Source organism: Bradyrhizobium sp. JR3.5 (assembly GCF_054057015.1).
Genome location: NZ_JBSRYV010000002.1, coordinates 5,802,966 through 5,829,149, shown reverse-complemented (window position 1 = coordinate 5,829,149; position 26,184 = coordinate 5,802,966). Strand labels below are relative to the sequence as shown.

The 26,184-nt window shown below is 64.7% G+C and carries 14 protein-coding genes and 6 pseudogenes; 8 read left to right on the top strand and 12 right to left on the bottom strand.

The genetic code is table 11. From position 1 onward, the window contains the following. The first annotated feature begins 121 nt into the window (after positions 1-121). Positions 122-1,090, top strand: a complete 969-nt coding sequence (locus tag ACVWW1_RS44645) for an amidohydrolase family protein (protein ID WP_456660269.1) — start codon at positions 122-124, stop codon at positions 1,088-1,090. Here the strand turns inward: ACVWW1_RS44645 and ACVWW1_RS44640 are convergent. The 3 genes and pseudogenes from ACVWW1_RS44640 to ACVWW1_RS44630 form a co-directional block, all read right to left on the bottom strand. Further along, positions 1,083-4,218: pseudogene (locus ACVWW1_RS44640) on the bottom strand (efflux RND transporter permease subunit). The gene ACVWW1_RS44645 and the pseudogene ACVWW1_RS44640 sit on opposite strands and share 8 nt — an antisense overlap. 86 nt (positions 4,219-4,304) lie before the next feature. Further along, a complete protein-coding gene (locus ACVWW1_RS44635) occupies positions 4,305-5,552 on the bottom strand; it encodes an efflux RND transporter periplasmic adaptor subunit (RefSeq protein WP_456660268.1) in 1,248 nt (415 codons plus the stop codon). A 151-nt stretch (positions 5,553-5,703) separates the two neighbouring features. Next, a pseudogene (locus ACVWW1_RS44630) lies at positions 5,704-7,097 on the bottom strand (CoA transferase). Between the two features lie 153 nt (positions 7,098-7,250). Here ACVWW1_RS44630 and ACVWW1_RS44625 point away from each other — a divergent pair. Continuing rightward, positions 7,251-7,538: a hypothetical protein gene (locus tag ACVWW1_RS44625; protein ID WP_050626238.1), complete on the top strand. Its 288-nt coding sequence runs from the start codon at positions 7,251-7,253 to the stop codon at positions 7,536-7,538. A 263-nt stretch (positions 7,539-7,801) separates the two neighbouring features. After that, positions 7,802-7,882: pseudogene (locus ACVWW1_RS44620) on the top strand (3-ketoacyl-ACP reductase); the annotation flags it as partial. Positions 7,883-7,947: 65 nt separating this feature from the next. Here ACVWW1_RS44620 and ACVWW1_RS44615 read toward each other — a convergent pair. The 4 genes and pseudogenes from ACVWW1_RS44615 to ACVWW1_RS44600 form a co-directional block, all read right to left on the bottom strand. Beyond that, the gene (locus ACVWW1_RS44615; RefSeq protein WP_207836449.1) at positions 7,948-8,163 is read right to left on the bottom strand and encodes a hypothetical protein; all 216 of its coding nucleotides are present in this window, start codon (positions 8,161-8,163) and stop codon (positions 7,948-7,950) included. A gap of 83 nt (positions 8,164-8,246) precedes the next feature. Continuing rightward, positions 8,247-11,744 (bottom strand): error-prone DNA polymerase, encoded by a 3,498-nt coding sequence (locus tag ACVWW1_RS44610; RefSeq protein WP_456660267.1) that lies wholly within the window; start codon positions 11,742-11,744, stop codon positions 8,247-8,249. After that, positions 11,741-13,520: pseudogene (locus ACVWW1_RS44605) on the bottom strand (Y-family DNA polymerase). Before ACVWW1_RS44605 ends, ACVWW1_RS44610 begins: the two are co-directional and overlap by 4 nt. Further along, a complete protein-coding gene (locus ACVWW1_RS44600) occupies positions 13,414-14,205 on the bottom strand; it encodes an ImuA family protein (protein WP_456660266.1) in 792 nt (263 codons plus the stop codon). Before ACVWW1_RS44600 ends, ACVWW1_RS44605 begins: the two are co-directional and overlap by 107 nt. Positions 14,206-14,459: 254 nt before the next feature. Here ACVWW1_RS44600 and ACVWW1_RS44595 point away from each other — a divergent pair, with 254 nt between their 5' ends. Next, positions 14,460-15,923, top strand: a complete 1,464-nt coding sequence (locus tag ACVWW1_RS44595; RefSeq protein WP_456660265.1) for a UdgX family uracil-DNA binding protein — start codon at positions 14,460-14,462, stop codon at positions 15,921-15,923. Between the two features lie 596 nt (positions 15,924-16,519). Continuing rightward, positions 16,520-18,143: pseudogene (locus ACVWW1_RS44590) on the top strand (inorganic phosphate transporter). An 89-nt stretch (positions 18,144-18,232) separates the two neighbouring features. Here the strand turns inward: ACVWW1_RS44590 and ACVWW1_RS44585 are convergent. Continuing rightward, entirely contained in the window at positions 18,233-19,141 is a 909-nt protein-coding gene (locus ACVWW1_RS44585; protein ID WP_456660264.1) for a LysR family transcriptional regulator, read from the bottom strand. Positions 19,142-19,278: 137 nt separating this feature from the next. On the opposite strand from ACVWW1_RS44585, the gene ACVWW1_RS44580 reads away from it, so the two are divergent. Further along, positions 19,279-20,466, top strand: a complete 1,188-nt coding sequence (locus ACVWW1_RS44580; RefSeq protein WP_456660263.1) for a cytochrome P450 — start codon at positions 19,279-19,281, stop codon at positions 20,464-20,466. A 30-nt stretch (positions 20,467-20,496) separates the two neighbouring features. Here the strand turns inward: ACVWW1_RS44580 and ACVWW1_RS44575 are convergent. Beyond that, positions 20,497-20,613 (bottom strand): annotated as a pseudogene (locus ACVWW1_RS44575) (IS5/IS1182 family transposase); the annotation flags it as partial. Positions 20,614-20,808: 195 nt separating this feature from the next. On the opposite strand from ACVWW1_RS44575, the gene dapD reads away from it, so the two are divergent. Beyond that, entirely contained in the window at positions 20,809-21,786 is a 978-nt protein-coding gene (gene dapD, locus ACVWW1_RS44570) for a 2,3,4,5-tetrahydropyridine-2,6-dicarboxylate N-succinyltransferase (protein WP_456660262.1), read from the top strand. A 328-nt stretch (positions 21,787-22,114) separates the two neighbouring features. Here the strand turns inward: dapD and ACVWW1_RS44565 are convergent, their stop codons facing one another. Further along, the gene (locus ACVWW1_RS44565; protein WP_092125137.1) at positions 22,115-23,287 is read right to left on the bottom strand and encodes a M20 aminoacylase family protein; all 1,173 of its coding nucleotides are present in this window, start codon (positions 23,285-23,287) and stop codon (positions 22,115-22,117) included. 284 nt (positions 23,288-23,571) lie between these two features. Here ACVWW1_RS44565 and ACVWW1_RS44560 point away from each other — a divergent pair, with 284 nt between their 5' ends. Further along, positions 23,572-23,997 (top strand): hypothetical protein, encoded by a 426-nt coding sequence (locus tag ACVWW1_RS44560; RefSeq protein WP_207836438.1) that lies wholly within the window; start codon positions 23,572-23,574, stop codon positions 23,995-23,997. Positions 23,998-24,108: 111 nt separating this feature from the next. On the opposite strand, the gene ACVWW1_RS44555 is transcribed toward ACVWW1_RS44560, so the two are convergent. Both ACVWW1_RS44555 and ACVWW1_RS44550 read right to left on the bottom strand, forming a co-directional pair. Further along, a complete protein-coding gene (locus ACVWW1_RS44555) occupies positions 24,109-24,405 on the bottom strand; it encodes a hypothetical protein (RefSeq protein ID WP_456660261.1) in 297 nt (98 codons plus the stop codon). Positions 24,406-24,689: 284 nt separating this feature from the next. After that, positions 24,690-26,180, bottom strand: a complete 1,491-nt coding sequence (locus ACVWW1_RS44550; RefSeq protein WP_456660260.1) for an amidohydrolase — start codon at positions 26,178-26,180, stop codon at positions 24,690-24,692. Positions 26,181-26,184 lie beyond the last annotated feature (4 nt).

Genomic DNA, 26,184 nt, shown 5'->3' with positions numbered 1-26,184 from the left:
GCACCGCGAACCGGCCCTTTCCGCCCGCTCTCTCCGCCGATAACCTCCGCCCCCGCCGGCCATCAACAATGCCGGTGCGCGGAGTGCGCGCATAACAGCCGAGCACGCAGGGAGACGTCCAATGCTGACGCGACGCAGTATGATGCTGGCTTCCATCGCAGCGGGAGTGACCATGACCAGCAGCAACGCATTTTCCAAGGCATCGCAACCATCCACGCCAGTGAACTTCGACGTGCCTGCCGGTGCCTGCGACTGCCACACCCACATCCATGGCGATCCCGCGAAATTCCCGTTCTTCGCCGGCCGCGTCTATACGCCGGAACCAGCCTCGCCGGAGGAGATGAGCGCGCTGCACAAGGCGCTGCATGTCGAGCGCGTGGTGATCGTGACGCCGAGCGTCTACGGCCCCGACAATTCCTCGACGCTGTTCGGCATGACGGCGCGCGGTCCCACGGCGCGCGGTGTTGCCGTGATCGACGACAAGACCAGCGAGAGCGATCTCGACACCATGCAGAAGGCCGGCTTCCGCGGCATCCGTCTCAACCTCGCAACCGGCGGCGTCAACGATCCCAATGTCGGCCGGCAGCGCTTCTCGGCCGCGATCGAGCGGATGAAGGCGCGCGGCTGGCACGTGCAGCTGTTCACCAGCCTCGCCATGATCTCGGCGATCAAGGACCTGGTCGCGGCAGCGCCGGTACCCGTGGTGTTCGACCATTTCGGCGGCGCCGAGGCCGCGCTCGGCACGGGCCAGCCGGGATTTGCCGACCTGCTCGCGCTGGTCAAATCCGGCAAGGCGTATGTCAAGATCTCCGGCGCCTATCGCGCCTCCAGGCTCGCGCCCGACTATGCCGACGCCGCGCCGCTGGCCCAGGCGCTGATCGCGGCCAATGCCGAGCGCATCGTCTGGGGCACCGACTGGCCACACCCGGATTCGGTGACACCCCAAGGCAAGAAGGTCACCGACGTGACGCCGCTGTACCAGATCGACGACGGCCGCCTCCTCAACCAGCTTCCGGTCTGGGCGCCGGACGCCGCGGTGCGCAAGACCATCCTGGTCGACAATCCGGCACGGCTCTACGGCCTTACCTGACGTTGTCCTTCGGCCGGCGCGAGAAGTAGGAGATCAGGACCGGCAGCGTGATCAGGATCACCAGCGGCGCCAGCATCATGCCGGTGACGACGACGATGGCGAGCGGCTTCTGCACCTGCGAGCCGATGCCCTCCGACACCGCCGCCGGCAACAGGCCAATGCCGGCGACGACGCAGGTCATCAACACCGGACGAAGCTGCAGCTCGCCGGTGCGGATCACCGCGCGCATCCGGTCATAGCCTTCGTCGATGAGCTGGTTGAACTGCGACAGGATGATGATGCCATCCATCACGGCGATGCCGAACAGCGCGATGAAGCCGATCGCCGCCGACACGCTGAACGGAATGCCCGAGATCAGCAGCCCGAGCACACCGCCGAAGATCGCCATCGGGATCACGCTCATCGCGAGCATGGTGTCGACCATCGAGCCGAAATTGAAGAACAGCAGCACCGCGATCAGCACGAGGCTGATCGGCACCACGACCGACAGACGCTTGATCGCGTCCTGCAAATTGCCGAACTCGCCCACCCATTCGATACGCGAGCCGGGCGGCAACTGGACCTGCTCGTTGACCTTCTGCTGCGCTTCCAGGATCGCGCTGCCGAGGTCGCGGTCACGCACCGAGAACTTGATCGGCAGATAGCGCTCCTGCTGCTCGCGATAGATGTAGGCCGCGCCCGAAATCAGCTTGATCGAGGCGACCTCGCTCAGGGGGATCTGCGTGACCCCGCCATTCGGATTCGTTGCCCCGATCCGCAGATTCTGGATCGCCTCCGCGCTCTTGCGATATTCCGGCGCAAGGCGGACGATGATCGGGAAGTGCCGGTCGCTGCCGGGTTCATAGAGATCGCCCGCGGTGTCGCCGCCGACGGCGACCTTGATCGTGGCGTTGATGTCGCCCGGGGACAGGCCGTAGCGCGCCGCCCGCGCGCGGTCGACGTCGATCTGGACGGTCGGCTGGCCGAGCGAGGTGAACACTGCGAGGTCGGTGACACCCTGCACGGTCGACAACACGGATTTGATCTTGTTGGCGGTGTCGGTCAGCGCCTGCAAATCGTTGCCATAGAGCTTGATCGAGTTCTCACCCTTCACGCCGGATACCGCCTCCGACACGTTGTCCTGCAGGTATTGCGAGAAGTTGAATTCGACGCCGGGGAACTTGTCCTGCAACTGCGCGAGCAATTGCGCGGTGAGGACGTCCTTGTCATGCGTGCCCGGCCATTCGCCGGCCGGCTTCAGCGGCGCGAAGAATTCGGCATTGAAGAATCCGGCGGCGTCGGTGCCGTCGTCGGGGCGGCCGTGCTGCGACACCACCGACACCACTTCGGGACGGCTGCTGATCAGGCTTCCGCATTTCGTTGACATAGGCGTTGCCCTCCTGCAGCGAGATCGTCGGCGGCAGCGTGGCGCGGATCCAGAGATTGCCCTCTTCCAGCTTGGGCAGGAATTCGAGGCCGAGGAACCGCACGAAGATGATCGTCATGACCACGAGGCCGGCCGCACCGGCCATCACGATCTTGCGATTGGCGATCGCCCAGTTCAGCGCCGGAACGTAGATCGCATCGAGCCTCTTGACGATCCAGGTTTCGGTCTCGTGAATATGCGCCGGCAGGATGAGCGCGCTCAGCGCCGGCGTGATCGTGAACGTCGCCAGCAATCCGCCCGCCAGCGCATAGGCATAGGTTCGCGCCATCGGTCCGAAGATGTTGCCCTCGACGCCACCCAGCGTGAACAGCGGCAGGAACGCGGCGACGATGATGGTCGCGGCGAAGAAGATCGAGCGCGATACGTCGGCCGCCGCCGACAGGATCGCATGGCTCTTCATGCCCATCACCGTATCCTCGGAGATGTGGCTTCGCTCGTCTTCCGACAGCGCGGTCGTCTGCGACAGCCGCCGGAAGATCGCCTCCACCATGATCACGGTGGCGTCGACGATCAGGCCAAAATCGATCGCGCCGACCGACAGCAGATTGGCGGATTCGCCGCGCAGCACCAGGATGATCACGGCGAAGAACAACGCGAACGGAATCGTCGCGCCGACGATCAGCGCGCTGCGGAGATCGCCGAGGAAGATCCACTGCAACAGCACGATCAGCAGGATGCCGACCACCATGTTGTGCAGCACGGTGTGGGTGGTGAGCTCGATCAGATCCTTGCGGTCGTAGATGCGCTCGATCTTGACGCCCGGCGGCAGGATCGAGGAATTGTTGATCTGATTGACCAGTTGCTCGACGCGGGCAATGGTCGGCGAGCTCTGCTCGCCGCGGCGCATCAGCACGATGCCCTGCACGATGTCGTCGTCATTGTCGATGCCGGCGATGCCGAGCCGCGGCTTCTCGCCGATCGTGACGGCGCCGACGTCCCTGACCAGCACCGGATTGCCGCCTGATTGCGAGATCATGGTGTTGGCGAGATCGTCGATCGAGCGGATCAGGCCGACGCCGCGCACCACGGCCGATTGCGAGCCGATGTTCACGGTGTTGCCGCCAACATTGATGTTGGCGTTGGAAACCGCCTGCAGCACCTGCGGCAACGTCAGGCCGTTGGCGACCAGCTTGTTGAAGTCGACCTGGATCTCGTAGGTCTTGGTCTTGCCGCCCCAGCCGGTGACGTCGATCACGCCCGGCACCGCGCGGAAGCGGCGTTGCAGCACCCAGTCCTGCAGCGTCTTGAGGTCGAGCACGCTGTAGTTCGGCGGCCCCTTCAGCCGGTAGCGGAAGATTTCGCCGATCGGGCTGGTCGGGGAGATGCCGGGCTGCACATTGCCGGGCAGCGGCGCGAGCTGCGACAGCCGGTTCAGCACCTGCTGCAGCGCCTCGTCATAGGTGTAGTCGAATGAGAACTGCAGCTTGACGTCGGAGAGGCCGTACAGCGAGATGGTGCGGATGGTCTTGAGGTTCTTGATGCCGGCGACCTGGGTCTCGATCGGGATCGTGATGTAGCGTTCGATCTCCTCGGCCGAGAGGCCCGGACTCTGCGTCACGATGTCGACCATCGGCGGGGTCGGATCGGGATAGGCCTCGATGTTGAGCTGCTTGAACGCAAGCAGGCCGCCGATGAAGACGACCACGAACATGGCCACCATCAAGTAGCGGCGATTGACGGCAAGGGCGACGAGGCGATCCATTCAGATCGGCACTTTCAACGGTGAGGATTTTTCTTGGTGTGCATGGTCGATCCGGAAAGCCGGTTTCCCCTTTTCCGGATCATGCCCTAGGTGCCAGATGCGGCGCGGTCGATGAAGAGGCTTCCCTTCGTCACGATCTGCTCGCCCGGCTTGAGATTGCCGGCGACCTCGACGAGGTCGCCATTGATGAGGCCGGGCTTGATCTGGCGCAGCTCGATGGTCTTGTCGTCGGCCTTCGCGACCCAGACGCGAACCTGGTCGCCCTCGTAGATCAGCGCCTGTTTCGGCACGCCGACCGCCGGGTGGTCGCCCTTCGAATACAGCGTCACATTGGCGAACATCTCGGGCTTCAGCCGATTGTCGGCGTTGTCGATGGTGGCGCGGACCAGGAGCCGTCGCGAGGTCGCGTCGATCGCGGCGGCGACATAATTGACCCGGGCGTTCAGCACCTTGCCCGGCAGCGCCATCACGCTGAAGCTGAGGTCCTGCCCGACCGCGACATTGTCGGCGTCGGATTCGCGGACAAAGGCGATCAGCCAGACCGTCGAGAGATCGCCGATCACATAGACCGGGTCGCTTGCGCCGGTCGAGACATACTGGCCGGGTCCGGCCTTGCGCTGGACCACGGTGCCGCCGATCGGAGCGAACACCGTCGTCTCCGGATTGAGGCGGCCCTTCTGCTGCAAGGTCGTGATGGCTTCGTCGCCGAAACCGAGGATGTGCAGCTTGTTCTGCGCGGCCTCCAGCAGCGTCTGCGCCGAGCGCGCATCGTTCTGCGCCTGCACCAGCGCCGCTTGCGCAGTCTGATAATCCTTCAGCGGGATTGCCTTGCCCTCGGACAGGTCCTTGGCGCGCTTCTCCTGGATCTGCGCCAGGTCGAGCGCCGACTGGGCCTTGTTGAGGCCGGTCATCGCGGCGACGTAGTCGTTCTGCGCCTGCACAGTGTCGGCCGCTTCGATCACGAACAGCGGCTGCCCCTTCACCACGGTATCACCCGGCCGCACCAGCAGGCGGGTCACCCGCCCGGTATAGGGCGAGTAGACCGGGGTTGAGCGGTCCTCGTCGATCCCGATCTTGCCCTCGGTCACCAGTTCGGAGCGGAAGGTGTGCTCGGCCACGGTCTGCAAGGTCAGGCTGGCCCACTCGGCGGGCGATGGCGCATAGCGCGTGCCGCCCTTGCGGGACTGGCTGGAGACCTCCGACGGCGTCTGCTTGTCCGAGCCGAACCGGGTGTAGCCATAGGCGCCCGCGCAGGCGACCACCAGCACCGCCGCGGCCACCAGCAGGCGCGGGCGGCTAAAGCTCTGCATTCGCTTGATAAACTCTTTCAGCATGCGGTCCGCGGGGTCGATCGTTGCAGCTTCCGGCGGGACAGCCCCAGCGGTGCGCTAATAGTGCCGAATTGGCGTTTCAAACAACCTAAAAATCGCACTTCGGCGGTGCGCGTCGTTAAAGTTCGGATAGCCTGAACGGCGACTGAACGTCTCATCCGGGAAACTCCGGGGGATTGCTGCCGAGCGGCATCGCCGGACGGGACCAATGGGCCGGGGTGCGCGACAGGATGGCGGCGTGCCGGACCGAACTCAGCGTGCCAAAGCCGGACGGAAGCCGCTCGATGTAGGGCTGCACCGCATCCGCCTTCAGATCCTCGGTGGCAAGGCCCCCTTCGAGCCGGCCGAGATTCCACAGCCAGCGCCCGGTTTGCGCCAGCGACACCCGGACATGCCAGCTGCCGCCCTCGCGCGCCTGGCGTGCCCTGGCCATCATGGCGCCGAACGCCATGAAGTATCCCGTGGCGTGGTCGAGCATCTGGGCCGGCAATTCCTTCGGTCCATCGACGCCGGCGGCCTGCCCCTCGGCATGATTGAAGCCGGTCGTGGTCTGCACTAGCGAGTCGAAGCCGCGGCGCTCCGCCCACGGACCGGCATGGCCATAGGCCGAGAGCGTCACATAGACGATCCCGGGATTGATGCGGGCCGCGTCCTCCGGCGAGAAGCCGAGCCGCGCAATCGCCTGGGGGCGATAGCCCTGCGAGAGAATATCGGCCTGCGCGACGAGACCGCGCATCACGGCGCGCCCCTCCTCGCTGCGCAGCTCGAGAAAGCTCGTCAGCTTGCCGCGGCCGGTGTCGATGGTGAGCCAGGGGATATCAGGCAGATCGGGACCGGAGATCAGCAGCACGTCGGCGCCATGCGCGGCGAGCGTGCGGCCGGCGACGGGACCCGCGATCACGCGCGACAGATCGAGCACCCGGATGCCGGCCAGCGGCCGCTTCCCAGCGGGCCACGGCCTTGGCGCGGCCTCGCCGATCTTCTCGATCGAGATCAGCGGCAGTCTTGCAAGTTCTCCCGCATGCGGCGTCGCTGACCACTCGTCATATGAGCGCATCAAGGCGACGACGCCGCCGGCCGCATAGGCCGCGGTCTCGAACGCCTCGCCGTCCCACTGCAGCAGCGCGGCCTGGACCTCGTCGCGCTCGGCGTTGCAGCCCAGCACCTTGCAGACGGCGTCGCGGTGATGCGGGAAATTGGTGTGCAGGTGGACGAAGCGGTTGTCGCGGACACGGTAGACGCCGGCGATCTTGTCCCAGGCCGGCGGCGGCGGCTTGTCGTCGACCCGCAGATAGCGCTCGCTGCGACATTCGACGACGGCATGGCGCATGTCGACCGCGACATCCTGCTGCTCGCCGCTGCGGGCTTTCCAGATCTCGGCCGCCGGGCAAGGCCCGCCGCGGCAATCGGTACCTGCGCCGCCGCTGCGACCCGAAACGACGACGGCAACTGCGGCTCGCTGCCGGTCAGCGTGACCGCATCGAGCGCGGACGGCGCGCCACCGGTGCCGGTCCAGACATCGGAAAGGATTTCACGGATGTCCTGCATGCGCATTCCTGTTTGCGATTATTCTATGCCCGAGCATGATGACAAAATGGCAATGCCCGATCTCAACCCGTATTTGGCATCATCTTCTCGGAAAACCGTTTCACACTTTTCCGGACCATGCCTTGGCTCTGCCCGACCCGAACAGGAGTTGCAATGGCTGCCATCGATCCCCTCACCGCCGGCGGCGTTTTCCTCGCGACCGCGGCGACCGACGCGGTCTACGTCATGTTCACCTCGGCGGTCGTCGCGCGCAAGCGCGTGCCGGCTGCGACCTGGAGCAGCGTCTGGTACGTGCTCTCCTCCTATGCGGTGATCAGCTACACCGAGAACTGGCTCTACGTCGCCTTCGCAGCGGCCGGCTCGTGGGTCGGCGCCTATGCGTCGATCACCTTCCTGCACCGCCCGCCGGGCGGGCCGCCGGTGGGGGCCGCGGTGGAATAGCATGCAGCTGCCGAAGAATTCATCCGCTTGCGAACGCAAGACCGATCGGATGGCAGCCGGTTGTAAGCTTCGTGTAAGCATTCGCACGTAAGCCGCGGATGAGCACTCTCGCGGCGTGATCCGCCCGAGGTTTGCTTCGTGTGTCGCCCTCTCGTGAACAGAGGGCGCAGGGAAAGCCGGGTGCCGATCGCACCCATGGGCCCCGAGCAAAAGGTAGAAAGCTCGGGGGTAGGACCGGAGCAATCCGGCTTTCCCTGCGCGTGTTGGCGAGCCCGGCCTCCTCGTTCACGACCGGCTCGAACCTCGTCGTCGACGGCGCGATCTCGAACCGGGTGAATTTCTAGAGAGAAAGTTCGTTGAACCACAGGGCGGATTAGCCGAAGGCGTAATCCGCCCTCCGCTTCATGTGCTACGGGCGCATGAACGCGAAGTCCGTGTCAGGGTCGCAATTGTCGGCGACGAAGCGAAGCTCCGACTGGACGTCGGAGACGCTCCTGGCTTCAAGATATTTCGAGACGACGAGGCCAAGCAGCGAGCGGCAGAGGCTGTCTTGATCCAGCCCGGCCGCCTCCGCTTCGGCAAGTGCCGCTGAGAAATGAAGCTTCGCGATCTCGGTTGCGGACATTCCAGTCTCCTTTTTCGTCCATCTCTTACGGGGAGCGCCCCGCGATGCCTTTGATCTGCGTCAAATCGAGGCCCGCGCCGGCCTCAATGAAAATCGCGTGACGGCGGCAGGATGCGGACGTTGCGGGGGTGGCGGATCCTTTGCGGCAAGTTGTCGCCGTGATCGCGGCGGTCGTCGTTAAGCGGCTCGATCAGCGCCGGGCCCGCCGGCACCGGGTGCTTGCTGCTGAGAGATTCGTTGGCGAGGCCGATCAGATCGTGGGAGCGGTCGGTCATGCGCTGCGCCACCAGATGCGTCACGCCCTCGGGGCTGCTCTGGATATAGCCCTCGACCAGGATCAGGCGCGCACCCATCACCTCTTTCCGATACTGCTCCATCACCTTCGGCCACACCACGATGTTGGCGATGCCGGTCTCGTCCTCCAGTGTCATGAACACGACGCCCTTGGCGCTGCCCGGGCGCTGCCGCACCAGCACGACGCCGGCACAACTGACCCGGCGGCGGTCGTTGCTGCGGTTGATCGTGTGGCAGGCGACGACACGCTCTCTGGTGAACATCTCGCGCAAGAATTCCATCGGATGGCCCTTCAGCGACAGGCGGATGGTCTGATAGTCGGCGACCACCTGCTCGGGACGCGGCATCTCCGGCAGCGGTTTTGCGCCCTCATCCGGCTGCTCGCGCGCGGTGACGACCTCGAACAGCGGCAGCGGCACATTGTCGGGCAGCCGCCGCACCGCCCACAGCGCCTCGCGGCGATCGAGCCCGAGCGAGCGGAACGCATCGGCGTCGGCGAGCAGGATCAGCGCGCGCTTGGGGAGAGCGGTGTCACGGGCGAAGTCTTCCAGCGAGGTGAAGGGGCGCCGGTTGCGCGCCGCGACGATGCGGTCGGCCCAGTCGAGCTCTTGCTTCGCCTCTCCCGCTTGCGGGGGAGGCCGCAGCGCGGATGCGCTGCGGGTGGGGGCTCTCTCCTCAGCGTGACTCGTGGAGAGACCCCCACCCCACCCCTCCCCCGCAAGTGGGAGAGGAAGCACAGCCTCTTTGTGGCTGGCCTGCATCCGCTTCAACCGCTCCTCGTCCTCATCCAGCCAATGAAAGCCGTCGATCTGGCGGAAGCCGAGCCGCACTGCGCAATGCTTCCCGTCGCGCTCCTCCAGCGTGTTCTGCGCAAAGCTGAAGGAGACATCGACCTCGCGCACCGTGACGCCGTTCTTGCGGGCGTCGCCGACGATCTGCGCCGGGGCATAGAAGCCCATCGGCTGCGAGTTGAGCAGGCCGCAGCAGAACGCATCGGGATGATGGTGCTTCAGCCATGAGGAGATGTAGACGAGCTGCGCGAAGCTCGCGGCGTGGCTTTCCGGGAAGCCGTAACTGCCAAAACCCTTGATCTGGTCGAAGCAGCTGCGGGCGAAATCCGGATCGTAGCCGCGCGCCACCATGTTGCCGACCAGCTTCTCCTCGTAGGTGCCGATGGTGCCGAGGTTGCGGAAGGTCGCCATCGAGCGGCGCAGGCCGTTGGCTTCCTCCGACGTGAAATGCGCCGCCTCGATCGCGATCCGCATCGCCTGCTCCTGGAACAGCGGCACGCCGAGCGTCTTGTGCAGGACATTGTAGAGCTCATCCGATGAGCCGTGCTCGGGCGACGGAGCCGGATAGATCTCCTGCTCCTGCTTGTTCCGCCGCCTGAGATAAGGATGCACCATGTCGCCCTGGATCGGCCCCGGACGCACGATCGCAACCTCGATGACGAGATCGTAGAAGGTGCGCGGCCTCAAGCGCGGCAGCATGTTCATCTGGGCGCGGCTCTCGACCTGGAACACGCCGAGCGACTCGCCGCGGCACAGCATGTCGTAGACTTCTTTTTCGTCCTGCGGGACCGAGGCGAGCTCCCAGCGCTTGCCCTTGTGGTCATCGATCAGGTCAAAACATTTGCGGATGCAGGTCAGCATGCCCAGCGCCAGCACGTCGACCTTCATCATATGAAGCGCGTCGACGTCGTCCTTGTCCCATTCGATGAAGGTGCGGTCGTCCATCGCGGCGTTGCCGATCGGCACATAGGTGTCGAGCCGGTCCTGGGTCAGCACATAGCCGCCGACATGCTGCGAGAGATGGCGCGGAAACTCGATCAGCTCGGTGGCGAGCTCGACCGCGAGATTGATCATCGCATTCTTCGGGTCGAGCCCGGCCTGCCGCACCTGCATGTCGTTGAGGCCCTTGCCCCAGCTGCCCCACACGGTGTCGGCGAGTGCGGCGGTGACGTCCTCGGTCAGCCCGAGCGCCTTGCCGACGTCGCGGATCGCGCTGCGCGGGCGATAATGGATGATGGTGGCGATGATGGCGGCGCGGTGGCGGCCGTAGCGGCGATAGACATATTGCATCACCTCCTCGCGCCGCGAATGCTCGAAATCGACGTCGATGTCGGGCGGCTCCAGCCGCTCCTTGGAGATGAAGCGCTCGAACAGCAGATCGACCTTGGTCGGATCGACCGAGGTGACGCCGAGCACGTAACACACCGCCGAATTGGCCGCCGAGCCCCGCCCCTGGCACAGGATGTTCTGGCTGCGCGCATAGTGCACGATGTCGTGCACGGTGAGGAAGTAATGCGCGTATTTCAGCTCGGCGATCAGCGCGAGCTCCTTGTTCAGGGTGGCGCGAAGTTTTTCGTCGATCTCGCCGCCAAAATATTTATCGACACCGGCCCAGGTCAGGTCCTCCAGATGCTGCTGCGCGGTCTTGCCCGGCGGTACCGGCTCGTCGGGATACTGGTATTTGAGCTGGTCGAGCGAGAAGGAGATGCGTTTCGCGAAGCGCATGGTCTCCGCGATCGCATCCGGCAGATCGCGAAACAGCCTGATCATTTCATGGGCCGGCTTGAGATGCCGCTCGGCATTGGCCTCGAGCCTGCGGCCGACAGCCTCGATCGTGGTCTTTTCGCGGATGCAGGTCAGCACATCCTGCAACGGGCGGCGGGCGGGATGGTGATAGAGCACCTCGTTGGTAGCGAGCAGCGGCACGCCGGCATCAGCAGCGAGGCCATGCAGCCGCGCGAGGCGGCGCCTGTCGTCGCCGCGATAGAGCAGGCTTGCCGCGAGCCAGACGCCATCGACGGCACTGGCCTTGAGTTGCGCGAGCACATCGAGCGCTTTCTCCGCCTCGAACCGATGCGGCAGCGCCAGCACCAGGAGCTGACCTTCGGCGAAGTCGACGAGATCGGACAGAGCGAGACGGCAGTCGCCCTTCTCGATCCGCTCGATGCCGCCGCCGCGCTTGCCGCGGGTGAGCAATTGGCACAGCCGGCCGTAGGCGGCGCGGTCGCGCGGATAGACCAGGATGTCGGGCGTGCCATCGATGAAGACGATGCGGGCGCCGATCAGAAGCTTGGGCGGATGGGCGACCTTGTCGCTGTCGAGCTCCTTCCAGGCGCGCACCACGCCGGCCAGCGTGTTGTGATCGGCGAGCCCGATCACGGGAATCCCGAGTTCGCTCGCCTGATGCACATAGGCGCGCGGATCGGAGCCGCCGCGCAGGAAGGAGAAATTGCTGGTGATGCCGATCTCGGCATAGTCGGGCGCTGGCGTCGTCATGCGAACAGCCCGTGCACATACCAGTTGGCCGGGACCGGCTCGCCCGCCTTGTCGCGCAGCTCGCTCTCGTAGAGGCCGTCGCGAAAGATCCAGAAGCGCTGGCCCTCGGCATCCTCGACGCGGAAGTAGTCGCGCGTCAGCGCCGCGCCGTCCTGCTTCCACCATTCCATCGCGATGCGCTCGGGGCCTTTCGACCCGCACCACCGCATGCAAGGCGCACCGCCAGGTGAACTGGTGCGGCGGACCGTCCGGCACGCTCGCGAACGGCACCTTGATGGGCTCGGGCCGCTCGAACAGCCTGAGCGGTCGCAACGGCGACTCGCCGGCGACGCGCTCCGGCCAGGCGGCAGCGCTCGCCGCGGCCAGATGATGCTGCGCCGGCAGCGCGAGCACAGCGCGTTCGGGGATATGGCTCTCGAGCGGCAGATGCACGACGACGCGTTTGCCCCCGATGCGGGCGGCGATGCGGTCGATCAGCGCCGAGATCTCGTCATTGTCGTGCACGGTGGCGTCGAGATCGCGCTGCTGCTGCACCACGATCTCGGTACGCCCTGCGGCGAGACGGATGAGATCGAAGCCGAAGCCGGGATCGAGCGGATCGTTGAGAGCATCGAGCCGCTCGCGGAACAGGCGGTCGATCATCTCCGGCCGCGTCACTGGACGCCCGGTCTCGACCATGATCGCGCGCACTGCGCCGTCGGTGCGGAAGAAGCTCGCTTCCAGCTGCCGCGCGCCCTTGCCCTGCTTGTCCATCGCCGCAACCAGCGTCTTGGCGAGGCTTGAGAGTGTCAGCGCGATCACGGTGTCGGTCGCGATAGGCTCGGGGAAACGTTTCTCGACGATGTAATCGGGCAGCGGCTTGCGCGGGCTGATCGGGGCATCGCCCTGCCCGAGCGCGTGGCCGAGCAAGGTCGTGAAATCAGCGCCGAACCGCGCCGAGATCTCATGCGGCGCGCGCGAGGCGACATCGCCGATGGTCTTCAGGCCGGCGCGGCGCAGGCCGGTGGTGACGGCAGGATCGGCGCCGAGCGCCGACACCGGCAGCGGGCCGACGGCCTCCGCCTCAGCGCTATCGGCAATGATCTGCCCCGAGGCGTAGCGCGTCAGCGTGCGCGCCGCGATCGAGGTGCCGGCAATCGCCGCGCTGACGGCAAAGCCGCGCCGGCTCAGCGCATTGATGACGATCTGCAGCAGCGCGCGCTCGCCGCCGAACAGATGCGCGCAGCCGGTGATGTCGAGGAACAGCCCGTAAGGCGGATCGAGCGCGACCAGCGGCGTGAAACGGTCGCACCAGTCGGCAATGTCGTTCAGCGTCTTCAGATCGGCGGCGGGATCGGCGTCGTAGACCGTGAGCTCCGGGCAGATCGCCCGCGCATTGGCGAGCGGCAGCCCGATCGACAGCCCGGCGCGCACCGCCGCTTCGTCGATCGCGTGCAGCAGGATCGCGTTGCGGTCCTTTGCGACCACGACGCTGGGGAGTTTTTGCACTGTTGTCGCTTGCAGCAGAAAGCGAAGTTCTTTCTTCGCCTCTCCCGCTTGCGGGGGAGGCCGGATCGCATCGCGAGATGCGATCCGGGTGGGGGCTCTCTCCTCAGCGGGACTCGTGGCGAGACCCCCACCCCAGCCCTCCCCCGCAAGCGGGAGAGGGAGCCCTACGACCTCCCGTGCTTCAGCTTGCGAGACGGGCTGCGCGAGCTTGCGCTTGATGCGGTCGATGGGCAGGCGTGGCAGCCACAGGCCGAGGATACGCCGACGGTTCACTGAATTGGCACTCATCACATTTCCATTCCATGATCCATCGCCCGACCGGGCCATGACGGTTGCGCACGAGTTCGGCCTCGAAGCGCGGGGCGCCCCAGGCGCAAGCCGCATTGCCGGGCGGCGAATGCGCCGCGCGCACGATCCAGCGCGTCTCCGCGGTCGAGGGGATCGGCGTGGCTGCGATCCGCAGCACCAGCGCGGTGACGCCGGAGGCTTGCGCAGCCAAGGTCAGTTTGCGGCTGGCGACGAGATCGAGCTGGCGCGCATGGCCCCAGATCTCGAGCACGACCGCGCCGAGCGCATCGCAGGCGAGCGCGTCGGCCGCGGTGCGCAGGCCGCTGTCGACATCGGCGGCACGCACGGTGACCAAGAGGCGCGGATCGAGGCCGAGTTCGGCGAGCCCGCGCATCGATAGCGCGCCGTTTTCGCGATCGGAAAAATCCTGCCGCACCCAGACCAGCGGCTTGCGCGCTGACACCCGCCCGGCGAGCCCGGCGATGAAGCCGGTCGCCGCGCCGCCTTGATGGCCGGCCGCGAACACCTCGTGCAGCGCGGCCGGTGCAAGCCCGCCGCGCAGCATCGCGTCCGCGCTCGTGTGTCCAAGCGCGATGCGATTCGGCATCGCCGCCTCCGATGGCGCCTCGATGCGCGCGATGCTGCCGCGCAGAGACGCAAGCGTACCCGTGCGTGCGCCGTTCATTGCGCCGCTCCTTCCACCTGAAAATTTGAGGCCGTCACTGACCAGAACAGAGAACCAGGGACTGGCCCATTTGTTCATGATATGTTCTAATATAAAGCTAACAGGGCCCGCGGAGTCAATCGGATTGGTGAGCCCATCGATTCATGAATGGAATCAATGGGATTCAGCAGCCGCCGAACCGGATGGCCCTGCTCTTCCGCAAGTCAGGCGCGCAGGCCCCAAAAATGGCGGCGTGACGGAAACGGAGCAATCGCATGCGTATCATCGTGCTCGACAATGACACCGATTTCGAGGGCTGGCGCAAGGCCGCGCGGCGATTGGCGCTGAATGATGTGAAGCCTGCGGAGGTCACGTGGACCGTACGCAAGGACGACGAACTGTCGTCAGCCTCCTGCGTGAATGACTTGCCCGATGCGCCACAGGCGCGGTTCAACGTGACAGCCATATTCGTCGAGCTTGCAAAGGCCGCGATCCTGCATCGCAATGACGAGCGCTTCGCCCTGCTCTATCGCCTGCTGTGGCGGCTTCGCAGCCATCACGATCTGCTCAGCGCAACTGATGATCCTGACGTCGCCGAGGTCCACGCGATGGCGCGCGCGGTCTATGGCGACATCGACAGGATGCACGCACAGCTCCGCTTCCGCGAGATCGGCCGCGAGCGGACGGCGCATTACGTCGCCTGGTTCGAGCCGGAGCATCGCATCGTCGAGCTCGCCGCACCTTTCTTCGCCGGCCGCTTCGCCGACATGCCGTGGTCGATCCTGACTCCCGACGTCTGCGCGCATTGGGACGGGCACGCGATCTCGATCTCGCCGGGCATCGCCAAATCCGAGGTGCCGAGCGAGGATCGGCTCGAGGAGGCCTGGCGGCGTCATGACAACGGCCTCTTCAATCCCGCGCGGCTGAAAGTGATGGAGATGCCGCAGGCCTATTGGAGGAACCTGCCCGAGGACTCGATCATTAAGCCGCTGATCGAAGACGCCATGCGCATGACCAGCGGCCCCTTCATTGCACGCAAGGCGGCCGCGCCGCTGAAGCCGCAGGATGAGCCGATGGCCCGCAAGCAAGCCCGAGACAAACAAGTCAAAGACAAGCAGATCCAAGACAAACAAGCTCACGACACGATCGCTGCCTTGCGCGAAGAGGCCGCCGATTGCCGCGCCTGCCCGCTATGGAAGGACGCAACCCAGACCGTGTTCGGCGAAGGGCCGCAAGACGCGTCGCTGATGCTGGTCGGCGAGCAGCCCGGCGACAAGGAAGATCTCGCAGGCCATCCCTTTGTCGGACCGGCCGGGCAGATGCTCGATCGCGCGCTTGAGGACGCCGGCATCGCGCGCGCCAGGGTCTACATCACCAACGCGGTGAAGCACTTCAAATTCGTGCCGCGCGGCAAGATCCGGCTGCACCAGAAGCCGGGCACGCCGGAGATCCGCGCCTGCCGCCAGTGGTACGCACGCGAGCTTGACGCCATCAGGCCGGAACTCGTGGTGGCGCTCGGCGCTACCGCAGCGCAGAGCGTGCTCGGCAAGATCACCCCGATCAACAAGAACCGCGGCCGCCTGATCGATCACGACGGAACCAAGGTGCTCGTCACCGTACACCCGTCCTACCTGTTGCGGCTGCCCGACGAGAAAGCCAGAGCGCTGGAATATCAGCGTTTTGTCGACGATCTGAAAATTGCCGCAGATCAGTTGCGCAATCCGGCCCGCGCGGCCTGAGTTGCGCCATAACCGGCGGAACCAGGGACAACACTTCAACGTGAAATTGTTTCTGGACGCTGACAAATACCTACAACCTTTAATTGATCCGTGGTACTGTGACATGTTCCATAGGTATCGGGCGTCATGTTCACGCCATGACGTACCTGAGGCGGGCGCGCTGCGCGGTTTGCTAGCCCCAATCGTGCGGCGCGCCACCTCATCTCGCAATCCTCCCTCCTCACTCACTCGTCCGCAGCACGCGCTGGATTTCTGGTTATTTGAATTCCTGGTTGCCAGGTTTTCCGGTGACCTCGATTTCCCGTGGCGTGGCTTCACGGGCCCGACGTCTCGCTGCCGGCGTCCTCACCTTCCAAATGTCTCGCTCCGCGAAACCCGGACGGTGACCTCAGTCACGATCATTGCGCGATCGGTGATCGTCTGTTGCTGAAGATTGCCACGAGGCCGCGAAGGCCCGTGGACCTTCAATGCGTTGCAGAACAATTCGGCGGGATGTCCACCGTCATGGGTGTGGACCGGCTCATTTCGCGGGCCGGATTTCAATTGCCTGTCATATGCATCGATCAAAATCGGGGGCATTGGGACAGGAGTTTACCATGAGCGATATGGCGTTACCCGGCTCGATCGAGCCCGCCCTGAAAAAGGGACCGGACCTCGACAAGGGCTTTCATCCTCTGACCGGCGTTATCTATTTGGGCGTGGTTGCGGCCGCGCTGCTGTTTGTTGCCTACAGCATCTATGTCGACGTCGACGCCACCGGTACGCGCATCACCTCGTTCCTGCCGTACATCCTGCTGTTCGTCGCGCTGCTGATCGCGCTCGGCTTTGAATTCGTCAACGGCTTCCACGACACCGCCAACGCGGTCGCCACCGTGATCTACACCCGCTCGCTGCCGGCGCATGTCGCCGTGGTCTGGTCGGGCATCTTCAACCTGATCGGCGTGCTGCTCTCGAGCGGCGCCGTCGCGTTCGGCATCGTGTCGCTGCTTCCGGTCGAGCTGATCCTGCAGGTCGGCTCCAGCGCCGGCTTTGCGATGGTGTTTGCGCTGCTGATCGCCGCCATCATCTGGAATCTCGGCACCTGGTGGCTCGGCCTGCCGGCATCGAGCTCGCACACCCTGATCGGTTCGATCATGGGCGTCGGCATCACCAACGCGCTGCTGCGCGGCCGCGACGGCACCTCCGGTGTTGACTGGTCGCAGGCGACCAACATCGCCAAGGCGCTGCTGCTGTCGCCGCTGTTCGGCTTCGCTCTCGCCGCCGGCCTGCTCTACATCCTCAAGATCGTGCTGGCGCGCGCGACGCCGGCGCTGTTCGGCGAGCCGGTCGGCAACCAGCCGCCGCCGTGGTGGATCCGGGGCATCCTGATTCTGACCTGCACGCTGGTCAGCTTCTTCCACGGCTCGAACGACGGTCAGAAGGGCATGGGCCTGATCATGCTGATCCTGATCGGCACCGTGCCGACCGCCTACGCGCTGAACCGCGCCTTGCCCGCGAGCCAGATCGAGCAGTTCGCCGCGCACTCGACCTCGGCCAGCAAGGTCATCGAAGGCAAGGCCGCCGGTTACAATGTGATCGGCAATCCCCGCCCGGCCGTGACCAACTATGTCGCGCAGCACCAGATCAACGAAGGCACCTATCCGTCGCTCGCGGTGCTGGTGCGCGACATCGGCCAGCAGGTTGCCCAGTATGGCTCGCTCGCCAAGTTCCCGGCTGATGCGGTCGGCAACACCCGTAACGACATGTACCTGGCGTCCGAGGCGATCCGCTTCCTGATGAAGGACAAGGAAGCCGAACTGACCGCCGCCGACGTCGCCACGCTGAACGAGTACAAGGGCTCGCTCGATGGCGCGACAAAGTTCATCCCGAGCTGGGTGAAGTTCGCCGTCGCCATTGCGCTCGGCCTCGGCACCATGGTCGGCTGGAAGCGCATCGTCGTCACGGTCGGCGAGAAGATCGGCAAGACCCACCTGACCTACGCGCAGGGCGCCTGCGCCGAGATCACGGCGGCCCGCGACGATCGCGGCGGCCGACGGCTACGGCCTGCCGGTCTCGACCACGCACGTGCTGTCGTCAGGGATCGCGGGCACCATGGCCGCCAACGGCTCCGGCCTGCAATGGTCGACGATCCGCAATATCGCGATGGCCTGGATGCTGACCCTGCCCGCCGCGATGATCATCTCGGGCTGTCTGTACTACGTGTTCTACCACGTGTTCTGATGCCGACACGCTTTCGGCGCGGCAACGCGCCGGGCAAAAGGCCCGCGCCATTGGTGCGGGCCCTTTGCTTTTTGACGGTCGCGGCGCGCTCAGGCAACGTAAGCTTTCGCGATCTCGGCCAGCAGTCCGCGCGCCCATTTGTGCAGGCCTGATTTGGCCGTCCGGGCGCTCCAATACATGTCGATCGAGATCGGCACCCGGAACGGCAGCGACGCGACGTGCAGGCCGCCGCGTATCGCCCGCGCCAGGTGGTGCGGGATCGTCGCAACGAGCCTTGTGCCGGCGACGATGCGCTCCAGACTGTCGTGGTTCGGAAGGCTGACCAAAGGCTCGATCTCGATCTCCCTCGCCTTGAGCGCCTCGAGATAAAGCGGCTGCCACTCGCCGCTATGGGTGATGAAGACGTGTTCGGCCTTGGCGTAGGCCGATAATGCGATCCGGCTGCGCGCCAGCGGATTGGCCGGATCCATCACGCAGACATAGTGATCGGTGAGGATATGGCGCCGGAAGAAGCTTTCGCCGACGACCCCGACCGGACCGAGCGCGATGTCGCACTGGTTCTGCTTGAGATGGACGTCGCCATGGCCCGCGGCGTCGAGCAGCACGAGGCGGACCCGCGGCGCGCCGGCACGTAGCCGCGCACTGAATTGCGGGATCAGGGTCTGGCGTTCGTGATAGTTGCAGGAGATCGTCACGCTGCCCTGCGCCGTCGCCGGATCGAATTCGACCGGTGAGGCGAGCCCATCGATCTCGCCGATCATGTCCCGCGCCCAGCTGACCAGCGCTGCGCAGCGCTCGGTCGCCGTCACGCCATTGCCGTTGCGGACGAACAAGGGATCACCGAGCGCGCCGCGCAGCCGCTCGACCGCGTAGCTGATGGTGGACTGGTTGACGTCGAGCCGCTTGGCAGCCGCCGAGAACGACTGCAGGTCGTAGACCAGCACAAGCGTCCGCAAGGTCCCGATGTCGATCGGATCGATCGAGGAATTGGCCGCCACGCTGCACCTCCCGCCTTGCTGGCGGCCCAGCCTAGCACGATGTCATGGAATATTTCGATGGATGATATCGATCCAATCGAATTGAACGATGACGGCCTCAAGCGCTAGCCTTCGCAAAAAGCGCCCCGGGAGGACCAATGACCAGCACTGTGCCCGTCGTCACCGACATCGCATATCAGGATCTACTCGACGACCCCTATCCGATCTTCCGCCGCCTGCGCGAGTTGGCGCCGGCGGTGTTCGTCGAACCCGCGAGGCTGACGCTGGTGACGCGATTCGACGACATCGTGCGGATCGAGCGCGACCCCGCGACCTACTCGGCCGGCAATCCCACCTCGCTGGTCAACAAGGTGATGGGGCCGACCTTCATGCGCAAGGACGGCGCCGAGCACGCGATCGGCCGCAAGGCGATCGAGCCCTCGTTCCGCCCGGCCATGATCAAGGAGTATTGGGCGCCGAAATTCACCGCGATCGCGCAAGAGCTGATCGATGACCTGTCCGCTGCCGATGAGGCCGATCTGTTCTCAGCGCTCGCCGCGCCGATGGCTTCGCGCAGTCTGATGACGATGATCGGCTTTCGCGCGATGCCGTGGCAGATCCTGGCCGACTGGTCGCAGGCGCTGATCGACGGCGCGGGCAATTACACAGCCGATGCCGGGATCGAGCGCAAGGCGATGCAGGCGAGCGCCGATGTCGACGCCGCGATCGACGCGGTGCTCGACGATCACCGGAGCCACCCCAATCCCTCGATCCTGTCCTCGATGGTCAACGCCGATCCGCCGATGCCGATCGAGGGCATCCGCGCCAACATCAAGGTGATCATCGGCGGCGGACTGAACGAGCCGCGCGATGCGATCCTGACCCTCGTGCTCGGTCTCCTGCAAAACCCGGCGCAGAAGGACAGCGTGCTGGCGCAGCCGGAACTATGGCCCGCTGCGCTCGAGGAAGCGGTGCGCTGGATCTCGCCGATCGGCATGTATCCGCGCCGCGTCACGCGCGATGTCGATCTTTCCGGCACCATGCTGTCCGAGGGCCTTCAGATCGGGCTCTGCGTCGGCGCGGCGAACCGCGACGGCAATCGCTTCGCCGAGCCCGATCGTTTTGACGTGACGCGACCGAAGCAATCGCATCTGGCGTTCGGCGCCGGACCGCATTTCTGTGCCGGCACCTGGGTGTCGCGGCTCACGGTCGGCAAGATCGTGGTGCCGATGCTGTTCGCGCGCTTGCGCAATTTGCGCCTCCGCGCGGAGGCGCCGCCTGTCGTCCACGGCTGGGTGTTCCGCGGACCGGTTTTTTTGAAGCTGCCGGTGCGATGGGATGCGTGAGGTCATCCAGGACGCGGACTCATTAAGCTGCAGCCATGGCCTGATTGACGCGCGTTGAACGAAGGCAAGGTAGTCGGCGGCAAGCCTGCCGTAGCGCGTCGCTACCAGACATTGTTCGATCCCGTTGAAGAGCCTCTCGACCCGTTGCTTGGGAGTTTGAATCGCGGGGATCCGGTAGGACGCAACGCTCTCGGCCCGGCCCCGGGCAGAAGCGGACATCACCCATCGACTCCCCGCTCAATCCGTCGAAAATGGCCCAAAGCGGACGTGTTTGAGCGTGCAGAAGTTGCCAATTCCAGGAGAACTCGCGTATGCACTATGTGCAGGGTCGTGGTGAGAGCAATGCAAATGGCGATAGAGCTGAGGGGCGCGAGCGGCGAGGGATTTGCGACGATTGCCGCTGACGGTCGCGTGTTGGATTCCTGGTTTCTTCAGCTGCGCCTGGTCGCGGAGGCCGGCAACGCGGCAACGGTACGACTGACGAAGGACGAGATCAACAGATCGTTGGGTGGGTCGGCAGACGGATATGCGCGACACGACGACGTCCGCAATGTCGACATCGTTCCAATCCGTACGGAAATTGGCTCCCTTGCATCTGCGCCAACTGACGTGCACGACGCATATCTTCGACTCCATCTACTGAGCCACCGGCTCGTTCAGCCGAATTGCCTGAACCTTGATGGAATTTTCAGTCAGTTGCCCAACGTTGCCTGGACGACCCTCGGTCCCTGTGAATGCTCTCGTGTACCGGACGCACGACTGATAGCACGAACGCGTGCGCTCGCGTTTGAGGTGACAGGCGTGGATAAGTTTCCACGCATGACTGACTATGTAACGCCTGCGGACGTGAGAATTGCAGATGCGGATCGCGTAAGGCTCGGAGCCTACTTGGCGCCGGGCACGACCGTCATGCATGAAGGCTTTTGCAATTTTAATGCAGGTACGCTCGGTCCCTGCATGGTCGAAGGCCGGATAAGTGCCGGTGTGGTTGTGGGAAGCGGCAGCGACGTTGGTGGCGGAGCGTCGATCATGGGCACTCTGTCCGGAGGCGGGAAAGAGCGGATTACAGTTGGTGAACGCTGCCTGATCGGCGCCAACGCTGGTATCGGCATTTCATTGGGTGACGATTGTATCGTCGAGGCGGGCTGTTATGTCACGGCAGGCGCGCGCATCCTTTTGGAAGATGGCCGAGTGCTGAAAGCCAAAGAACTCTCAGGCCAGAAGGGCCTTCTGTTTCGTCGCAATTCCCAGAGCGGCGCTCTCGAGGCAACCAGACGCACAGCAAATTGGGACGGCCTCAACTCGCAACTTCACGGCTAGGCAGCTCACTCGAAGACGTCGCCGGCGACATGTGGCGCGTCAGCGACGTCGCCTTCTGGCCCCTCGCGTCATTTGCTGCTGCTGCACAACGTGGCCGTTAGCGGAGCGAAGCGGACATCATGAGAACTCATGAATACGCGCACTGGCTCGTCATTGCGAGCCAACGGGTCGCGCGAACGCGCGCCCGATGACAGGCTCCGCGAAGCAATCCATCTCTTCGCTCGCTGAAGCATGAATTGCTTGGTCGCCGCGCTCCCTGGCGCAGATGCTTCGCGTTTTGTCGCATGCAATGACGATTGAGAGGTAGCGCAGCGACCAACAGCAAAGATCACGCCGCCAGCGCGTCCTCCACGATCTTCACGAAATATGAGGTGCCGTAGACGATCGCCTCGTCATTGAAATTGTAGGCGGGGTGATGCAGGCCGGCGCTGTCGCCGTTGCCGCAGAAGATGAAGGCGCCGGGCCGCGCTTCCAGCATGTACGAAAAATCCTCGCCACCCATCAGCGGCGGCATCGGATGCACGTTGCCGTCGCCGGCCACTTCCTTGGCGATCCGGGTCGCGAATTCGGTCTGCGACGCGTGGTTGACGGTCACGGGATAGCCGCGCTTGTAGTCGAGATCGATCCGGGCGCCGGTCAATTGAGCCACGCCTTTGACCACTTCGCCGATGCGCTTCTCGATCAATTGCCGGACCTCCGGGGTCAGGGTGCGGACGGTGCCACGCAATACCGCGGTCTGCGGAATCACGTTGCGGGCATTGCCGGCGTGGAATTCGCAGATCGAGATCACGGCGGAATCGAGCGGATCGACGCTGCGCGACACGATCGACTGCAGCGCGGTGATCAGTTGCGCGCCGACCATCACCGAATCGATGCATTTGTGCGGCCGCGCGGCGTGGCCGCCGAGCCCCTCGATGTTGATATTGACCTCGTCGGTGGACGCCATGATCGGACCGGAGCGGATCGCGAACGAGCCGATCGGAATCCCCGGACCGTTGTGCATGCCGTAAACCTGCTGGACGCCGAAGCGGTCCATCAGGCCGTCCTTGATCATGGCGGCCGCGCCGGCCCCACCCTCCTCGGCCGGCTGGAAGATCACGACCGCATCGCCGGCGAAATTGCGCGTCTCGGCGAGATAGCGCGCCGCGCCGAGCAGCATCGCGGTGTGGCCGTCGTGGCCGCAAGCGTGCATCTTGCCCGGCGTCTTCGAGGCGTAAGGCAGGTTGGTTTCCTCGTGGATCGGCAGCGCGTCCATGTCGGCGCGCAGGCCGATCACCTTGACGTCGCCCTTGGCCGCCCCCTTCTTGCCCTTGATGACCCCGACCACGCCGGTTTTGCCGAGCCCGGTCACGACCTCGTCGCAGCCGAATTCCCGCAGCCGGTCGGCCACGAATGATGCAGTGCGGTGCACGTCATACAGCAGTTCGGGGTTTTCATGGATGTTGCGGCGCCAGGCCTGGATATCGGGTTGCAGATCGGCGACGCGGTTGACGATGGGCATGAGAATTCTGGCCTCAGAGGTTGGACGTAAGACTTGTCTAGCATGCAAGAGGCGGTCCACCCAACAGATGTGGCATGCCTCCGGCCTGGGTCCTGCATTCGCAAATAAGATGCCGAATGTGCCCAGGACATGGGGGCTGGGCGACCTTGCGTCCGTTCGCCAATGTCTGGCCCGACGGGATCGCATCCGACCAAAGCCCAATAGTGCCGGGGATTTCTCATGCGGATACTACTTAAGGTTTCTGCACCGAAATCCTCTAGTCATCAAAAGAAGGGCGCGGCTGCATGACGCCGGATCAAGCGGTCTTGTTCTCCACCATCATCCTGCTGGTGCCGATGGGCTACTTCCTGCTCGCGGCTCCCGCGTTCCTGCTCGTGAAGCTCGACGTCCCGCCCGTCACGCGTCTGCTGCGCGGCATGTTCAATGCCTATTTCCTGGTGCTGACGGTCTCGGGTGTAATCGGGACGCTCGCCTTTGCCGCGGCGGGCCGGCCGGCCGTCGCGCTTGGCATCGCCTTGATCGCGGCGTTCGCGGTGCTGGCGCGCCGATGGTTCCTGCGGCGGCTCGATGCCGAGGCGAACGCGAGAGACCTGGGCGATCCCACCGCGGTGCGGCGGCTCCGCCGGCTGCATTGGGGCGGCATGCTGTGCAATGCGGTTCAGGTCTTCGTTCTGGTCGGCGGCATTCCCTATATGGCGCCGCTGCCTTGATCGGGCGTTGCTCCGCCGATCCCATATCCGCTTGGGGCGCGCAAGATTGGAAGCCGCGTCCGCTTTGCCCTCGAAGCGCGGCGCAGAGCAAGATCCGTTCTCGCCTGCTCGCTATGCGTCGCGTTTCCGATGCGGATCGTATTTCGAAAGTACGTCTTTGAGGTAATCCCGGCTCTTCCATTCCGGTGCGGGCGGCTCGTAGCCGGGCCGAGGAACGAACGGATTCGCCGCCACATCCGCTGACGCGCCCATCATGTCCGGAATGTAGCGCGGGCAATTTGGGAAGATTTCGCATTTGACGCTGACGACAAGCTTCGCACCATGATGCCGGGCAAGCGTTTCCGCGCCGTCGTGGATCGTTGCCTTGCCTCGGATGCGCGCGCGAAACGTCTTGCCGTCGAGGCGCACAAACAGCAACCCGACGTTCGGGTTGCGGTGAAATATTGCCGAGTGTGCGGTACATGTTGTTGCCGTCATACTCGGGGTATTCAAGCGTGTCGGGCCCGGTGATCTTGACGAAGCCGGGATCGCCACAACGCATCGAACAATCGACATTGTCCTGATAGCTCGTCGCAATGAAAAAGAACCGCGTCTCCTCGATGAGCTTGCGCTCCTGTTCCCAGAATTCGAAGTGGAGGCGATGCTTCTCGAGGCCGTCGGCGACGCGACGACCGTCGAAGCGGTCCTGCAACTCACGCATTCCGTCGTGGTAGAAAGGGGCGCGAACGGGATCTGCCACAGGACTCCTCCAGCAAGTTGAGCAACCGATCTGCAAGTTTTTGCACGGCGAGAACATGCGTCGCAGCGGCAGCAGAATCTCCTGGGCGCGCCCGGCCGCAGGTGGCTAATTTCCTCGCGCCTGCCGGTCGAACGCGCTCAACACGGCAAGCGTCATGGCCTCGACGCCGGTCTTGATGGTCGGCTCCGGTACCGGAGCGAACAAGCGGCGAGTGGTTGGTCGGCAATGGCGGGCCGCTGCCCGCCCGCGCCGCGGCGACGCGCTCCGGCTCGTAGACACCGATGTTGAAGAACATCGACGGCACACCGGCGCTGACGAATTCCGAATAATCCTCGCTGGGCGTGCCGGGCGGCGAGGTTGCGAACCTGTCGCCAAACGCCGCCTTCAGCACGTTTTCCGCCGTGCCGACCACGTCGGGATCGTTGATCACGGCCTTGGTCCCTTCGGCGAGGTTGATCTCAGGCTCCGGCGCATTCGACATGACGGCGACCGCCCTCGCCGTCCGCTCGATGCCTGCAAGCATTTTGGCGCGCACCTCGGGCTTGAAGGTGCGAATGGTGCCTAGCAGCACCACATCATCAGGAATGATATTTGACGCGGTGCCGCCGTGAATTGCGCCGATGCTGACCACGCCGAATTCGGTCGGGTCCTTTTCGCGGCTGATCACGCTCTGAACATCGACGACAAAGCGCGCGGCCATCATCACGGGATCGATCGTCGCCTGCGGTACCGCACCGTGCCCACCGCGGCCACGGAATTTGATGTAGAGGCCATCGGCGGCGGACGAGCCGATCCCGACGCGATAGCGCACTGTTCCGTAGGCGAACGGGCCATCGTGCAAGGCGAAGCCGAAATTCGGCTTTGGAAACCTCGTGAACAGACCATCCGCCAGCATCGCCTTGGCACCCGCCACGATCTCTTCAGCCGGCTGGGCGATGAACATCAGCGTGCCGTGCCATTGGTCCTTCAGGCCAACCAGCGTCTTGGCTGCGCCCACCCAGCTCGCCATGTGGATGTCGTGGCCGCAGCTGTGGGCCACGAAGGTTTCCCGTCCCTGCCAGGTGGTCTTGTCGTGGCTGGCATAGGGAAGGCCGGTCTTCTCTTCCATCGGCAGCGCATCGAGCTCGGTGCGCACCATGATGGTGGGGCCCTCGCCGTTCCTGTAGATCGCGACCAGCCCGGTCTTGCCGACGTGCTCCGTCACCTCGAAGCCCACCGCCCGCATCTCGGCAGCCAGTTTGGCCGCGGTCTTCTCCTCCTGAAAAGCGATCTCGGGATGGGCGTGAAGATCCTTGTAGAGCGCGTCGAGTTTCGGATAGTCGGCCTCGACCGATTTCTCGATTGCGCCCTTCAGCGCGGCGACATCGAGTTCAGCATTGGCTCGCAGCGGCAATGAAGCGCAGAGCGCGGCGGACGCAAGCAGCGTGAGAACAATCTTGTTCATGGCA